The 15,421-nt window shown below is 72.9% G+C and carries 14 protein-coding genes; 9 read left to right on the top strand and 5 right to left on the bottom strand.

What is annotated here, in order from left to right; all coding sequences use genetic code 11:
- Positions 1-48 precede the first annotated feature (48 nt).
- From ACLJN9_RS28295 to ACLJN9_RS28315, 5 genes are read right to left on the bottom strand one after another with little or no spacing between them, the layout of a single operon-like run.
- A complete protein-coding gene (locus ACLJN9_RS28295) occupies positions 49-741 on the bottom strand; it encodes an NUDIX hydrolase (RefSeq protein WP_410814675.1) in 693 nt (230 codons plus the stop codon).
- Positions 738-1,448, bottom strand: coding sequence for a TlpA family protein disulfide reductase (locus ACLJN9_RS28300; protein ID WP_410814676.1), 711 nt, complete (start codon positions 1,446-1,448; stop codon positions 738-740). The genes ACLJN9_RS28295 and ACLJN9_RS28300 overlap by 4 nt, the downstream gene beginning before the upstream one ends.
- Complete coding sequence (gene nth / locus ACLJN9_RS28305; protein WP_410814678.1) at positions 1,445-2,233, bottom strand: endonuclease III; 789 nt, start codon at positions 2,231-2,233, stop codon at positions 1,445-1,447. Before nth ends, ACLJN9_RS28300 begins: the two co-directional genes overlap by 4 nt.
- A 40-nt stretch (positions 2,234-2,273) precedes the next feature.
- The gene (locus tag ACLJN9_RS28310) at positions 2,274-3,452 is read right to left on the bottom strand and encodes a CapA family protein (RefSeq protein WP_410814679.1); all 1,179 of its coding nucleotides are present in this window, start codon (positions 3,450-3,452) and stop codon (positions 2,274-2,276) included.
- A 56-nt stretch (positions 3,453-3,508) separates the two neighbouring features.
- Positions 3,509-4,171 (bottom strand): adenosylcobinamide amidohydrolase, encoded by a 663-nt coding sequence (locus ACLJN9_RS28315; protein WP_410814681.1) that lies wholly within the window; start codon positions 4,169-4,171, stop codon positions 3,509-3,511.
- Positions 4,172-4,315: 144 nt separating this feature from the next.
- On the opposite strand from ACLJN9_RS28315, the gene ACLJN9_RS28320 reads away from it, so the two are divergent.
- The 9 genes from ACLJN9_RS28320 to ACLJN9_RS28360 all read left to right on the top strand — a co-directional run bounded on the left by ACLJN9_RS28320 (position 4,316) and on the right by ACLJN9_RS28360 (position 15,257).
- Complete coding sequence (locus ACLJN9_RS28320) at positions 4,316-4,993, top strand: Crp/Fnr family transcriptional regulator (protein ID WP_007466162.1); 678 nt, start codon at positions 4,316-4,318, stop codon at positions 4,991-4,993.
- 84 nt (positions 4,994-5,077) lie between these two features.
- Positions 5,078-5,821, top strand: coding sequence for a metallophosphoesterase family protein (locus ACLJN9_RS28325; RefSeq protein WP_410814682.1), 744 nt, complete (start codon positions 5,078-5,080; stop codon positions 5,819-5,821).
- Between the two features lie 194 nt (positions 5,822-6,015).
- Positions 6,016-6,621, top strand: coding sequence for a TetR/AcrR family transcriptional regulator (locus tag ACLJN9_RS28330; RefSeq protein ID WP_410814684.1), 606 nt, complete (start codon positions 6,016-6,018; stop codon positions 6,619-6,621).
- 70 nt (positions 6,622-6,691) lie between these two features.
- Positions 6,692-7,501 (top strand): TIGR03084 family metal-binding protein, encoded by an 810-nt coding sequence (locus ACLJN9_RS28335; protein WP_410814685.1) that lies wholly within the window; start codon positions 6,692-6,694, stop codon positions 7,499-7,501.
- On the top strand, positions 7,498-9,165 hold the full coding sequence (locus ACLJN9_RS28340; RefSeq protein ID WP_410814686.1) for an acyclic terpene utilization AtuA family protein: 1,668 nt from the start codon (positions 7,498-7,500) through the stop codon (positions 9,163-9,165). Before ACLJN9_RS28335 ends, ACLJN9_RS28340 begins: the two co-directional genes overlap by 4 nt.
- A 55-nt stretch (positions 9,166-9,220) precedes the next feature.
- Positions 9,221-10,420, top strand: a complete 1,200-nt coding sequence (locus tag ACLJN9_RS28345; protein WP_410814688.1) for an acyl-CoA dehydrogenase family protein — start codon at positions 9,221-9,223, stop codon at positions 10,418-10,420.
- Entirely contained in the window at positions 10,417-12,018 is a 1,602-nt protein-coding gene (locus tag ACLJN9_RS28350) for an acyl-CoA carboxylase subunit beta (protein ID WP_410814689.1), read from the top strand. Before ACLJN9_RS28345 ends, ACLJN9_RS28350 begins: the two co-directional genes overlap by 4 nt.
- 12 nt (positions 12,019-12,030) lie before the next feature.
- The gene (locus ACLJN9_RS28355; RefSeq protein ID WP_410814690.1) at positions 12,031-14,070 is read left to right on the top strand and encodes a biotin carboxylase N-terminal domain-containing protein; all 2,040 of its coding nucleotides are present in this window, start codon (positions 12,031-12,033) and stop codon (positions 14,068-14,070) included.
- Positions 14,067-15,257, top strand: coding sequence for an acyl-CoA dehydrogenase family protein (locus ACLJN9_RS28360; protein ID WP_410814691.1), 1,191 nt, complete (start codon positions 14,067-14,069; stop codon positions 15,255-15,257). The genes ACLJN9_RS28355 and ACLJN9_RS28360 overlap by 4 nt, the downstream gene beginning before the upstream one ends.
- The last annotated feature ends 164 nt before the right edge of the window (positions 15,258-15,421 follow it).

The following is a 15,421-nucleotide window of genomic DNA, read 5'->3' on the forward strand; positions in this document are numbered from 1 at the left end:
GCCACGCGCCCGGCAGATGACCTTCGCTCGCTGAAGGTGACCGCGCGGTCAGCGCAGGGCGGTCTCGTCGACGTCGTCGGTGCCGGCCGACGGCGCGGGTGTCGCCCCGGTCGGCGGGAGCTCCACGACCCTGCCGCGCGACCACGGGCGGGCCCAACCGCCCATCTCGAGCAGGGTGGCCAGCACTCCTGCGGTGAAGCCCCAGACCAGCATGCCGCGCGCCGAGAAGGCCGGCCCGATCCAGCCGCTGGGGTGGCGGACCCGCAGCCGGTTGGCCGGGTCGACCAGTTCGCTGACCGGCAGCCGGGCCACGTGTGCCACCTCGGCGGGCTCCCGGGGGTGCACCGGGTGCGGGTCGTGCCACCAGGCCAGCACCGGGGTCACGACGAAGTCGCTGACCGGGATCCAGAGCTTCGGCAGCTCCGCGAGCACGGTCACGCTGGCCGGGTCGAGGCCGACCTCCTCGTTCGCCTCGCGCAGGGCGGTGGCGCGGACGTCGGCGTCACCCGGGTCGGCCGCACCGCCGGGAAAGGCCGGCTGGCCGGCGTGCGTGCGCAGGGTGGCGGCGCGTTGCAGGACCAGCACGTCGGGGCCGGCACCGGGCTGCTCGCCGAGCAGCACCAGCACGGCGCTCTCCCGGCCGCCCTCGGCCGGGGTCGTCAGTCGGGTGAAGTCCTCCGCGCGGGCGGTGCCGAGCCGGGTCAGCAGCGGCTCGATCCACTCGGGCGGACGGTGGGTCACGCCGCCACCGCCAGACCGAGGTGCTGGCGAACCAGCTCGGCGAGCCGGGCGTCGTCGAGCGCGCCGCTGGCGTCGATGTGCCGGATCCGGCCGTCGGCGCCGACGAAGAGGGTCATGGGGAAGAAATTGCGCTCCAGCTCGCGTTGCAGCGTCTCACCCTGGTCGACCAGGATCGGGAACCGGATGCCCAGGTCCTCACCGGTGGACTGGGCGCTGCTGCGGCTGTCCCGGCTGTTGACCCCGACCACCTGGAGCTGACCGGCGGTCCGATCGCTGAGGCGTTGGAAAGCGGGCAACTCCTTGCGGCACGGCGGGCACCAGGAAGCCCACACGTTGATCACCGCCGGCCCGGCCACGTCCCGCAGGGCGACGGGAGCGCCGCCGGTGAAGCAGGACAGGGTCAGCTTCGGCAGCGCCTGGCCGCCAGCGGCGGAGGACGTCGTGCCGGGCGTGGCGGGGGACGTCGTGCCGGGCGCGGCAGAGGCCGTCGTGCCGGGCGCGGCGGGGGGCGTCGTGGCGGGGGCCGTCGGGCCAGCGTTGGGCGACGCGGCCGTGGGCGCCGTGCTCAGCGCGGCGCAGTCCCGGAACGGCGACGGTCGTTCGGCTGCGGCTGGACGGGGAGCCGGGTCGTCGTCGGCCGTGCCGCCGGTGCAGCCGGTGACGACCAGCAGCAGCGGCAGGAGCAGCAGTGCGAGGCGGCGGTTCACGGCACCTCCGCGGCGACCGCCTGGGCGGGCACGAGCGCCGGGTCGACCCCGGCCGCCGCCGCCAGGTCACGTGCCCGAGGCCCCTTCAGCAGCTTGGCCGCGGCGGCCGGGTCGGTGGGGCCGGTGCCGTACGAGGGGCAGAGCTTGGCCAGCGTGCACGCGCCACAGGCCGGCTTGCGGGCGTGGCAGACCCGGCGCCCGTGGAAGATGATCCGGTGCGACAGCATCGTCCAGTCGCGCCTGTCGTACAGCGCGCCGACCGCGTGCTCGATCTTGACGGGGTCGGTCTCGGTGGTCAGCTGCCACCGGTGCACCAGCCGCTGGAAGTGCGTGTCAACGGTGATGCCCGGAACGTCGAACGCGTTGCCCAGGATGACGTTGGCGGTCTTGCGGCCGATCCCGGGCAGCGTCACCAGGTCGACGAGCCGGCCGGGGACCCGACCGTCGTACCGGTCGAGGAGCGCCTGCCCGAGCTTGAGCAGGGAGTCGGTCTTGTTGCGGTAGAAGCCGGTGGGCCGGATCAACTCCTCCATCTCACCCCGGTCCGCGGCCGCGTAGGCGGCGACGCTCGGGTAGCGGGCGAAGAGCTTCGGTGTGACCTCGTTGACCTTCTTGTCCGTGCACTGCGCGGAGAGGATGGTGGCGACGGCCAGCTCCAGCGGCGTGGAATGGTCCAGTTCACAGTGCGCGTCGGGGTGCGTCTCGGTCAGCACCCGACCGATCTTCCGGGCGCGGCGCTTGCGCCCAAGGTCGGTCTCGCTGACACCGGGAGGACTACTGGTCACGACGGTCAGCCTACGTCGCCCCCCGGACGTCCTCGTCGTGTCAACCGGCGGTCGGCGGCGAGATCTTGCCCTGCCCGTCGAGCCGGGCACCGCCCTTCGGGAAGTCGCCACGACTCAGCTCGGTGACCAGGCCCAGGCCCCGGTCGTCCGTGTCCATCGTCGGCTTGCCCACGGAGTTCATGTACGTCGAGGTGAACGAGCCGCCAGCCCAGCCGCCGTCCGGCTTCAGCGACACCTTGAGCACCCCGCCCCAGCCGAGCCGCCCGTCGTTGAGCAACGAATTGCCGCCGCCGGCGAAGTTGCCCATGCTGTAGGCGATGAGCCGGCCCTGATAGAACTCCATCCCCCGGAGCACGTGCGGCCCGTGACCGACGATCAGGTCAGCGCCGGCGTCGATCATCGCGTGCGAGAACTTGACCGGGTCGCCGCGGTTCTCGCCGAGGAACATCTCCGTGCCGGGCTTCACCCGGGTCTTGTCCGCGCCCTCGCCACCCATGTGCACCTGCACCACGACCAGGTCAGCCATGGTGGCCGCCTTGGCGACCACCTCCTTGGCCGAGCCGATGTCGACCAGGCTGTTGGACCAGACGTACGACGAGAAGCCGACGACCGCCACCTTGACGCCCCTGATGTCGACCACGGTGATCTCGTCGGGGGCGCCGGTGTGCTTCAGGTCGTACTTCTCCAGCGCCTTCTGGGTGTTCTCGTAGCCCTTCGGGCCGTAGTCGTAGCCGTGGTTGTTGGCCTGGTTGAGCACCTTGAAACCGGCGTCGCGCAGGTGTGCGGCGTACTCCGGTGGTGCCCGGAACTGGTAGCAGCGGCTGGAGTTGGCCCCGCACTTGCCGGTGCCGGTGTCGACCGTCAGCGGCTCCTCCAGGTTGCCCATCACCAGGTCGGCCTTGAGCGCCTCGGTGACCGAGCTGAAGAAGCCCTTGCCGCCGGCGGCGGGCAGCCGGCTCGGCGCGTTGCCCATGATGATGTCGCCGGTGGCGGAGAGCGAGATCGCGCCGCCCCCACCGGAGGTCGAGGTGCCGGCGCTGGCCTTCGGGCCGGCCGTGGTCACCGGCGCGCCGGTGCCACCACCACCGGCACCCGGTTGCCAGACCGGCGCCTCAGCGGAGTCGGCACAGCCGGCGACGAGCAGGGCGGCCAGCAGCGCGGCGAGGCCGAGGGCGACGCGGCGGCGCGGGCGGGGCGCAAAGAACTCAGGAGCGTACATCGTCCGCGACCCTACCGGGCCGGGAACGCGCCGACGACGGCCGATCGGTCGGAAGTTCAGCCGTTCAGCCGGTCCGACCAGGGCAGGACCGGCCGGTCACCGCCGGTGAGCACCGCGGCGTGCACCGCCCAGGCGAGCGGGGCGCCCCAGGCGGAGCGCGGTCCGCCGTACCGGGCCTCCGGCCCGTCCACGGGGCAGAGCACGGTGACCGCGTCGGTCGGTGTGCCGGTGCCCGACAGGCCCAGCTCCATGATCGCCTGGGACTTCGCCTCGGTCGCGGTGGCCACCGCGTTGACCAGCGCCGAGTCGGCGAGTCGGGCCGGCACGTACACCACGATGTTGACCGTTCCGACCTGCTGGGTGAGCGCGGCCGGTGCTGGCACCGCGGCGGGCACCGGGGTGCCGAGCCCGACGGTCGCCCAGGCGCGCACCCCGGCGTCGGTCCGGGTCACCACCTCGGTCACGTCGACACCGGTCAACAGGCCCACCCCGGGTCCGTCGAGGTCGAGGTCGGCGGCGAGCGCCGCCAGGTGCCCGGCGGGGTCGTCGCGGTCGTACGACATGGGCACGGTCGCGTTCAACACCCAGCGCCGGACGCCGAGGCCGCCTCCGAGTGGGCCGCTGCTGATCGCCCTCAGCGGCCCGTCGGTGCGCCACACGAGCAGCGGGATGTCCCACCCGTCTTCGACGCGGCTGGTCAGGGTCGGCTCGCTCAACACGTCGGGCAGGTTACGCCCACCGATCAAGATTCCAGGGGCGACCTCTGATTCATGCTCATGTGCGCCTAGACTTGACGGCGCGTGAGGGGGTCAGCGGACGGCGGCCCCGGCCGGGAAGACGGCACGCGCAACCGGAGGTGCGCGATGGACGAGGTACTGGCCCGCAGCGGGATCTTCCAGGGTGTCGACCCGGAAGCTGCCGAGGCGCTCGCCAAGGAGATGGAGACGATCGAGGTCCGCAAGGGCGAGATCGTCTTCAATGAGGGCGAGCCCGGCGACAGCCTCTACATCCTGCTGTCCGGAAAGATCAAGGTTGGCCGACGCGCGGCGGACGGCCGACAGAACCTGATCGCGGTGATGGGCCCGTCGGACATGGTCGGTGAGCTGTCGCTCTTCGACCCGGGTCCGCGTACGGCGACCGCCACCGCGGTGACCGACACGCGGCTGGTGCGACTGCGCAAGCAGGCACTGCGGCCGTGGCTGAACAACCGCCCGGAGATCGCCGAGCAGCTGCTCCGGGTGCTCGCCCGGCGCCTGCGCCGGACCAACGACTCACTCGCCGACCTGATCTTCACGGACGTGCCGGGTCGGGTCGCCAAGAACCTGCTCCAGATGGCCGGCCGGTTCGGCACCCGGGACGGCGGCGTGCTGCGGGTGACCCACGACCTCACGCAGGAGGAGATCGCCCAGCTCGTCGGCGCCTCCCGTGAGACGGTCAACAAGGCGCTCGCCGACTTCGCCTCGCGCGGGTGGTTGCGCCTGGACGGCAAGAGCATCATCATCCTCGACCCGGAGCGCCTGGCCCGCCGCGCCCGCGTCTGAGCAGGCACCCGCCCACCGGCCCCCTCCCTCTGCCCGCCCCAGAATCGCTGGACTCGGCGCGGCATCCGGGGCGAGGGTGGCGCCATGGTGAACAGGGTTGCGGTGCTCTCCGACATCCATGGCGTACTGCCCGCACTGGAGGCCGTGCTGGCCGAGCCGGATGTCGCCGCCGCCGACCTGATCGTGCTCACCGGCGACATCGCGGCCGGCCCGCAACCGGTCGAGGTGCTGGACGTGCTCGCCGATCTCGGCGACCGCGTCTGCTGGGTGGGTGGCAACGCCGACCGTGAGCTGGTCGAGTCACGGGCGGGGCAGCCCGCGTCGATCGAGGTGTCCGAGTGGGCCGCCGGGCAGCTCCGCGACGACCAGCTGTCCCGTCTCGCCGCGCTACCGGCGACGGCGACGTTCGAGATCGACGGTCTCGGTCCGACGATCTTCTGTCACGCGACCCCACGAGACGACGAGGAGGTCGTGCTCGTCGACTCCCGGATGGAGCGCTGGGCACAGGTGTTCGCCGGTCTCCCGGCCGCGATCTCGACGGTGGTCTGCGGTCACACCCACATGCCCTTCACCCGGCTGGTCGATCGCCGCCTGGTGGTCAACCCTGGCAGCGTCGGCATGCCGTACGGGGGCGCTGGCGCGTGGTGGGCGCTGCTCGGGCCGGGGGTACAGCTGCGCCGCACCGCCTTCGACGTGGATGCGGCGTGCGCGCGGGTGGCGGCGGAGTCGACCTTCCCCGACGCCGCCGCCTGGGCCGACGAGTACCTGCGCTCCCAGCACAGCGACGCTGACGCGCTCGTCGTCTTCGGGCCCCGCGACGGCCGCTGACCCAGCAGGTCGGGAGGTGGGGTCGGGTGCCTTTGGAGCTGAATCGTCTGCGACATCAGCTCCAAAGCACGCCAGCACACCGTCGCCCACCCCGACGCCTCGCCGCCGTCGCACCCTCCGCGCGGCCAAGGGTGCGGCAGCACACTAAAAAAGTCAGTCTTGACTGTTTGTTTCCCAGGCAGCAGGCTGTTCCCGTGTCCACAGCATCGACGCGCGTCCCTCAGCAGGAACGCAGCCGCGTCACTCAGGCCAGGCTGCTGGAGGCGACCGTCGACTGCCTGATCGAGCACGGCTGGTCCGGCACCACGACCACCGTCGTCGCGGCGCGGGCCGGCGTGTCCCGTGGGGCCCAACTGCACCACTATCCGACGAAGGCCGCGCTGGTGACGGCCGCCGTCGCCCATCTCGCTGAGCGGCGGGCCGCCGAGCTGCGCACCGAAGCCGAGGCGTTGCCGGCCGGGCCGCAGCGGCTCGACCGGGTGATCGACCTGCTCGGCGTGGCGTTCACCGGCCCACTGTTCGTGGCCGCCCTCGAGCTCTGGGTCGCCGCCCGCACCGACCGGGAGCTTCGGGACGCCCTGGTGCCGCTGGAGGCGACGGTCGGCCGGGAGATGCACCGACTCACCGTCGCCCTGCTCGGCGTCGACGAGCGCCGGCCCGGTGTCCGCGAGGCTGTGCAGGCCACCCTCGACCTGCTCCGCGGGCTCGGGGTGGCCAATCTGCTCAGCGACGACTCGGCCCGCCGCACTGCTCTGCTCGCCACCTGGAAACGCCAGCTCGCCACCTTGCTCACGCCCTGACCGGCCGCCCGCTACCGGGCCCGCTCTGACTCGCCGCCCGCTGCCGGGCCCGCCCTTCACCGGAGGCACGATGGTCGACCTCGAGGACCTGCTCGCTGATTTGGCCGACGAGTCCGATCAGTTGGACGCCCTGGTAGGCCCGCTGCCGGCTGGCGCGTGGGCGCGACCGACGCCCGCGCCCGGCTGGAGCATCGGGCACCAGATCGCCCACCTCGCCTGGACCGACCACGTGGCGCTGCTGGCCGCCACCGACCCCGCGGCGTTCTTCGCATCGGTGACCGCTGCCCCCGATCCGACCCGGCTGGTCGACGTCGGCGCCGAGGAGTTCCTCGCCCCGCCGGCCGAACTGCTCGCCCGCTGGCGGGCCGGCCGAACGGCACTCGCCGTCGCGCTGGCCGCCGTGCCGGAAGGCGAGAAGCTGCCCTGGTACGGCACCCGGATGTCGGCCACCTCGATGGCGACCGCCCGGATCATGGAGACCTGGGCGCACGGCGAGGACGTGGCCGACGCGCTCGGCGTCGTCCGGCCGGCCAGTGACCGGCTCCGACACGTGGCGCACCTCGGCGTGCGTACCCTCGGGCATGGTTTCGCCGCGCACGGCCGGCCCGCACCGACGACGCCGGTCCGGGTCGAGTTGACCGGCCCCTCCGGCGACACCTGGAGCTGGGGTCCGTCGGACGCCGCCGACCGGCTGACCGGCCCGGCCCGGGACTTCTGCCTGCTGGTCACCCAGCGCCGGCACCGCGCCGACCTCGCCCTGCTGGCCAGCGGCCCGGTCGCCGACGAGTGGCTCGACGTGGCCCAGGCCTTCGCCGGCCCGCCGGGTGCCGGCCGCGAGCCGGCCGCCGCGCCCGCCGGTGCAGACGGAGTACGGGCATGATCCGGATCGGCAACGCCTCCGGCTTCTACGGTGACCGCTTCACCGCCTGGCGGGAGATGCTCGACGGCGGCGAGCTGGACGTGCTGACCGGCGACTACCTGGCCGAGCTGACCATGCTGATCCTCGGCCGGGATCGGCTGCGCGACCCCGATCTCGGCTACGCGAAGACCTTTCTGCGCCAGTTGGAGACCTGCCTCGGCACCGCCCTCGACAGGGGCGTACGGCTCGTGACCAACGGCGGCGGCCTGAACCCCGCCGGCCTGGCCGCCGCCATCGAACGGCTCGGCGACCGACTGGGTCTGCCGACCCGGGTGGGGTACGTCGAGGGCGACGCGATCGAGCGGCCGGACGCACTGACCGCGAACGCCTACCTCGGCGCGTTCGGGATCGCCGCCTGCCTCGACGGCGGGGCGGACGTCGTGGTCACCGGCCGGGTCACCGACGCGTCGCTGGTGGTCGGCCCGGCCATCGCCCGGTACGGGTGGAGTCGCGACGACCTGGACGAACTGGCCGGGGCGACCGTCGCCGGGCACCTCGTCGAGTGCGGCGCGCAGGTCACCGGCGGCAACTTCAGCTTCTTTTCCGAGCTGCCCGACGGTGGGCACCGGCCCGGCTTCCCGATCGCCGAGGTGCACGCGGACGGCTCCGCGGTGCTCACCAAGCATCCGGGCACCGGCGGCGCGGTCACCGTGGAGACGGTCACCGCCCAACTGCTGTACGAGATCGGCGGGCCGGCGTACCTGGGGCCGGACGTGGTGACCCGGCTGGACACGGTGACGCTGCGCCCCGACGGGCCGGACCGGGTCCTGGTCTCCGGCGTCCGCGGCACCCCACCGCCGCCGACACTGAAGGTGGGCGTCAACAACCTCGGTGGCTTCCGCAACTCGATGACCTTCGTCCTCTGCGGGCTGGACATCGAGGCGAAGGCGGCCCTTGTCCGGGGCCAGGTCGAGGAGGCGGTGGGCAAGGACGGGTTGGAGTTCGTGCTGGCCCGGACGGACCATCCGGACGCCGTGGACACCGAGACGGCCAGTGCACTGCTGCACGTACACCTGCGCGACAGCGACAGGGCACGGGCCGGGCGGGCCTTCTCGGCCGCCGCGGTGGAACTGGCGCTGGCCTCCTACCCGGGCTGCACGCTGACCACCCTGCCGGGCGACGCGACACCGTACGGCGTGTTCACCGCCGACACCGTGGCGCAGGACGCGGTGGCGCACGTGGCGGTGCTGCCCAGCGGCCAGCGGGTGCCGGTCGCCCCGCCGATCCGCACCGAGCCCGCGCCCGACGCCGGGACGTCGCCGGGCGGTGGAACGGCCGCGGTCGCGGGTCCGACCCGGCGGGGGGCGCTCGGTGAGCTGGTCGGCGCGCGCTCCGGGGACAAGGGCGGGGACGCCAACCTGGGCGTCTGGGCGCGCTCCGACGCCGGGTACGGCTGGCTGCGCGAGTGGTTGACCGTCGAACGGCTGGCCGAACTGCTGCCGGAGACCGCTCCGCTGGACGTGCGGCGGTACGAGCTGCCGAATCTGCGGGCGGTCAACTTCGTGGTCGAGGGCCTGCTCGGTGCCGGGGTGGCCGCGTCCACCCGATTCGATCCGCAGGCCAAGGCGCTCGGTGAGCTGCTGCGCTCCCGGATCGTCGACCTACCGGCCGACGTGACGCCGTGAGCGCGAGGAGTGGGCCGGTCCTGGGAGCCCCGCAGTCGCGAACAGGGGTCATCCCGTGAGCATCGTGGACACGCCGGAGCGGCGGCAGTTGCGTGAGCTGACCCGTGCGTTCGTGACCCGCGAGGTGCTACCGCACCTCGACGACTGGGAACGCGCCGGTGAGGTGCCCCGGGCACTGCACGTGACCGCCGCCCAGCTCGGCCTGCTCGGCATCGGCTTTCCCGAGTCGGTCGGCGGCAGTGGCGGTGACCTGCTCGACTCGATCATCGTGACCGAGGAGCTGATCCGCTCCGGTGGCTCGTCCGGCCTGGTCGCCGCCCTGTTCACGCACGGTATCGCGCTGCCGCACATGGTCGCGGCAGCCGGCGCCGGCTCCGGCGGCCTGCTTGCCGGGCGACGCGGCGGCGCCGCCACACCCGACGCGGCGGACGACCTGGTCGACCGGTACGTCCGGCCCACCCTGGCCGGCACCATGATCGGCGCGTTGGCGATCACCGAACCGGACGGCGGCTCGGACGTCGCCGGGATCCGCACCACCGCCCGCCGGGACGGCGACCACTACGTGGTGAACGGGTCGAAGACGTACATCACCAGTGGGCACCGGGCCGATTTCGTGACCACGGCCGTCTGCACCGACTTTCCGGGTAGCGGTGAGCTCACCCTGCTGGTCATCGACCGCGACACACCCGGCTTCACGGTCGGCCGTCGGTTGGAGAAGCTCGGCTGGCACTGCTCGGACACCGCCGAACTCTCCTTCGTCGACGTGCGGGTGCCGGTGACGAACCGGATCGGCGCGGAGAACACCGGCTTCCTGGCGATCATGCAGCACTTCGCGGCGGAACGGCTCTCGCTGGCCACTCAGGCGTACGCGATCGCGCAGCGCTGCGTCGAGCTGGCCGTGCGCTGGTGCCGGCAGCGGGAGACCTTCGGCCGTCCGCTGGTCAGCCGGCAGCTGGTCCGGCACCGGCTCGCCGAGATGCACACCCGTGCCGAGGCGGCCCGGTCGTACGTGCACGAGGTGGCCGCCCGCGTGGCGGCCGGGGAGCCGGTGGTGACCGAGGTGGCGATGGCCAAGAACGTGGCCGTGGCCGCCTGCGACCACGTCGTCGACCAGGCGTTGCAGCTGCACGGCGGTTTCGGCTACCTCCGTGACGCCGAGGTGGAGCGGCACTACCGCGACGCGCGGATCCTCGGCATCGGCGGCGGCACCACCGAGATCATGAACGAGATCGTCGCGAAGGGAATGGGCCTGTGAGCATTCTGGAGAGCGCGGTCGACCCGTCCGCGACCGGGTTCGTGGCGAACCGGACGGCCCTGCTGGACCGGCTGGCCGAGTTGGACGCCGCTCTGGACCAGGCCCGGGCCGGCGGCGGCGAGAAGTACGTGACGCGGCACCACGCCCGCGGCAAGCTGCTCCCCCGCGAGCGGATCGAGTTGCTGGTGGACGCCGACAGCCCGTTCCTGGAGTTGTCGCCGGTCGCCGCGTACGGCACGGACTTCCCGGTCGGCGCCAGCGTGGTCACCGGCATCGGGGTGGTCGAGGGCGTGGAGTGCCTGATCATCGCCAACGATCCGACGGTACGCGGCGGCGCGGTCAACCCGTGGTCCCTGGCGAAGACCCGGCGGGCCGGCGAGATCGCGCTGGCCAACCGGCTGCCGATGGTGAACCTGGTCGAGTCGGCCGGGGCGGATCTGCCCACCCAGGCGGAGATCTTCATTCCGGGCGGTCGGGTGTTCCGTGACCTGACCCGGCTCTCCGCGGCGGGCATCCCCACGGTCAGCGTGGTCTTCGGCAACGCCACGGCCGGTGGCGCGTACGTGCCGGGGATGTCTGACCACGTGATCATGATCAAGGACCGGTCGCAGGTCTACCTGGCCGGGCCGCCGCTGGTGCGGATGGCCACCGGCGAGGTCACCGACGACGAGTCGCTGGGCGGCGCGGCGATGCACGCGGCCACGTCCGGGCTCGCCGACCACCTGGCCTCCGACGAGCGCGACGGCATCCGGCTGGCCCGTCAGTGCGTCCGCCGGCTGAACTGGCGCAAGCAGGGTCCTGCGCCGCGTACGCCCGTGCCGCAGCCGCCGACGTACGACCCGGAGGAGCTGCTCGGGATCGCCAGCGCCGATCTCAAGGTGCCGTTCGACCCGCGGGGGGTGCTGGCCCGGGTCCTGGACGGCAGCGCCTTCGACGAGTTCAAGCCGGCGTACGGGGATGCGCTGGTCACCGGCTGGGGCGAGCTGCACGGATACCCGGTGGGCGTGCTGGCCAACGCCCGGGGGGTGCTGTTCAGCGAGGAGGCGCAGAAGGCGGCGCAGTTCATCCAGCTCGCGAACGCCGCCGACGTCCCGCTGATCTTCCTGCAGAACACCACCGGCTACATGGTCGGCACCGAGTACGAGCAGCGCGGCATCATCAAGCACGGCGCATTGATGATCAACGCGGTATCCAACTCGACGGTGCCGCACCTGACGGTGAACCTGGGCGCCTCGTACGGGGCCGGCAACTACGGCATGTGCGGTCGGGCGTACGAGCCGAGGTTCCTGTTCACCTGGCCCAACGCCAAGTCGGCGGTGATGGGCCCGGCGCAGCTGGCCGGTGTGCTCTCCATCGTGGCCCGGCAGGCCGCCGCCGCCCGGGGGCGCGACTACGACGAGGAGTCCGACGCGGCGATGCGGATGATGGTCGAGCAGCAGATCGAGTCGCAGTCGGGCGCGCTCTTCCTCTCCGGCCGGCTCTACGACGACGGGGTCATCGACCCTCGGGACACCCGTACCGTCCTCGGGCTCTGCCTCTCGGCGATCCACAACGGACCGGTGAAGGGCGCCGACGGTTTCGGCGTCTTCCGGATGTAGGGGGCTGCACTCGTGATTACTCGACTTCTGGTGGCCAATCGGGGCGAGATCGCCCGCCGGGTCTTCGCGACCTGCCGGGCGCTCGGCGTGCAGACGGTGGCCGTGCACTCCGACGCGGACGCCGACGCGCCGTTCGTGGCCGACGCCGACCAGGCGGTCCGGCTGCCGGGTGACGCGCCGGCCGAGACGTACCTGCGGGTGGATCTGATCCTGGACGCGGCGCGCAGGAGCGGCGCGGACGCCGTGCACCCGGGCTACGGCTTCCTGGCCGAGAACGCGGAGTTCGCGGCGGCGGTGGCCGACGCGGGGCTGACCTGGGTGGGGCCGCCGGCCAAGGTGATCGCCACGATGGGCGACAAGCTGGCGGCGAAGGCACTGCTCGCCGAGGCGGGTGTGCCGATGCTGCCCAGTTGGACCGACACCGACGGGATCACCGACTTCCCGGTGCTGGTCAAGGCGTCCGCCGGTGGCGGTGGGCGCGGGATGCGGATCGTCCGGGAGGCCGCCGGGCTGGCCGAGGCCGTGGCCTCCGCGCGCCGCGAGGCGGCCGCCGCGTTCGGCGACGGCACGGTCTTCCTCGAGCGGTACGTCGAGCGCGGCCGGCACGTCGAGGTGCAGATCTTCGGGGACACCCACGGTACGGTCGCCGCGCTGGGTGTGCGCGAGTGCTCGATCCAGCGCCGGCACCAGAAGATCATCGAGGAGGCGCCCGGGGTCATCCCCGCGGAGCTGCGGGATCAGGTGCACGAGGCGGCGGTGGCGGCGGGACGCGCGGTCGACTACGTGGGTGCCGGCACGGTGGAGTTCCTGCTGGCGCCGACCGGCGAGTTCTTCTTCCTGGAGATGAACACCCGGCTCCAGGTCGAGCACCCCGTCACCGAGTTGACCACCCCGGCCGGCCTGGACCTGGTTCGGCTGCAACTGCTGGTGGCCGAGGGTGCCCCGCTGCCCGAGCACGCCCGCTATCCGGCCACCCGCGGCTACGCCATCGAGGTACGGCTGTGCGCCGAGGAGCCGGCCCAGGGCTGGCGGCCGGCCACCGGCACCCTGCACCGCTTCGACGTGCCGGGGGTGGACCGCGAGTTCGGCTGGCTCCAGCGGTCGGGCCTGCGGCTCGACTCCGGCGTGGTGGCAGGCTCGGTGGTGGGCGTGCACTACGACTCGCTGCTCGCCAAGGTGATCGCCGTGGCACCGACCCGGTCCGAGGCGGCCCGGGCACTGGCGGGCGCGCTGGCCCGGGCCGAGCTGCACGGGGTGGCGACCAACCGGGACCTGCTGGTCAGGGTGCTGCGCAGCCCGGAGTTCGGGGCAGTCGAGATCGACACCGGTTTCCTGGACCGGCATCCGGAGGTCTTCGTTCCGCTGCTCCCCGCCGACGAGCTCCCGGTCACCGCGCTCGCGGCCGCGCTGGCCGGCGCCGCCCAGCGCCGATCGACGGCGCCGGTGCTGGGCGGGCTCCCCTCGGGTTGGCGCAACGTGCCCGCTGTCCGCCAGGTCACCCGCTTCACCCGGCCGGACGGCGAGATCGAGGTCCACTACCGCCTGGACCGCACCGGCCGACTCGCCGAATGGTCCAGCACGCCGGCTACCGGTGCGGCCGAGGGCTCGGCCGACCGGCGGGAAACCGGCTCGGCCGCACCGGTCGCGCCCACCGTGGCGCTGGTCGAGGCCACCCCGGACCGGGTGGTGCTCGACGTCGACGGGGTGCGGCGCGCGTACCGCGTACACCGGGTGGGGTTGGCGGTGTTCGTGGACGGTCCGGACGGGGCGGCGAGCCTCGCCGAGGTGCCGCGTTTCCCGCTGCCCACCGCGGAGGTGGCCGCCGGGTCGCTGCTCGCGCCGCTGCCGGGCGCGGTGACCCGGGTGCACGTCCAGGTCGGCCAGCGGGTCGAGGCCGGCGATCTGCTGCTCACGCTGGAAGCCATGAAGCTGGAACATCCCGTGCTCGCCCCGACCGACGGCATCGTCGCCGAACTGCCGGTGCCGGCCGGCGGTCAGGTACGCACCGGTGCCGTGCTGGCCGTGGTCACATCCGAGGAGGACTCCCGATGACCTTCGACCTCACCCCCGAACAGGATCAGCTACGGGACGCCGTGCGGGCGTTGGGCCGCCGGTACGGCCACGGCTACTTCGTCGAGAAGGCGAAGACCGGCGAGCACACCAGCGAGCTGTGGGCCGACGCCGGCCGACTCGGCTACCTGGGGGTCAACATTCCCACCGAGTACGGCGGCGGGGGCGGCGGCATCACCGAGCTGGCCATCGTCTGCGAGGAACTGGCCGCCGCCGGCTGCCCGCTGCTGCTGCTGGTGGTCTCCCCCGCCATCGCGGCCACCGTGATCCACCGGCACGGCACCGAGGAGCAGCGCAAGCGGCACCTGCCCGGCCTCGCCGACGGGTCGGCGAAGATCGTCTTCGCCATCACCGAGCCGGAGGCGGGCTCGAACTTCCACCGGCTCGGCACGGTGGCCCGACGCGACGGCGACGACTGGCTGCTGAACGGCCGCAAGTGCTACATCTCCGGCGTCGACGAGGCCGGCCACGTGCTGGTGGTGGCCCGCGTCGCCGTCGGAGACGGCCAGGCCGGCTCGGGGGACGCAGCTCCGCAACGACTCAAGCCCGCGCTGTTTCTCGTGCCGACCGACGCGCCGGGGCTGACCCGGTCCAAGCTGGACATGGAGATCCTGTCCCCGGAGAACCAGTTCCTGCTCTACCTGGACGACGTGCGGCTGCCCGCCGACGCGCTGCTCGGTGAGTCGCTGGAGGCCGGTCTGCCGGCGCTCTTCGCCGGACTGAACCCGGAACGGATCACGGTGGCAGCGATGGGCGCCGGCACCGGCCGGTACGCCATCGAACGGGCCACCGACTACACCGCCACCCGCAAGGTCTGGGGCGGCCGGACGATCGGCTCACACCAGGGCGTGGCCCACCCGCTGGCGCACGCGGCGGTGCAGGTCGAGCTGGCCCGCCTGATGATCCAGAAGGCCGCCACCCTGTACGACGCCGGCCGCGACCTGGAGGCCGGAGTCGCCGGCAACATGGCCAAGTACGCGGCCGGGGAGGCCGCCGCCCTCGCCGTGGACACCGCCGTGCAGGCCCTCGGCGGGGCCGGCATGACCACCGAGTACGGGGTGGCGACCCTCCTCGGCGCCGTTCGGGCCGGCCGGATCGCCCCGGTCAGCCGCGAGATGATCCTCAACTTCGTCGCCCAACACGTGCTGGGCCAGGACAAGTCCTACTGAGGGTGCCGCCCACGGGCGCGAGCAGGTGGAGGACGGCCCGTCCCGGTACCGGATGGCTATAAGGCGGTGAGCCTCGTCATCGAGGCTGGCCACAACGTTGCCGAGCACGTGCTTGCTCTCTGCCACAATCTGCTCTCACCCAGCCAGGCCGACGCAAGGTCAGC

The organism is Micromonospora sp. 067-2 (assembly GCF_046549295.1).
In the GTDB taxonomy this organism is placed as follows: domain Bacteria; phylum Actinomycetota; class Actinomycetes; order Mycobacteriales; family Micromonosporaceae; genus Micromonospora.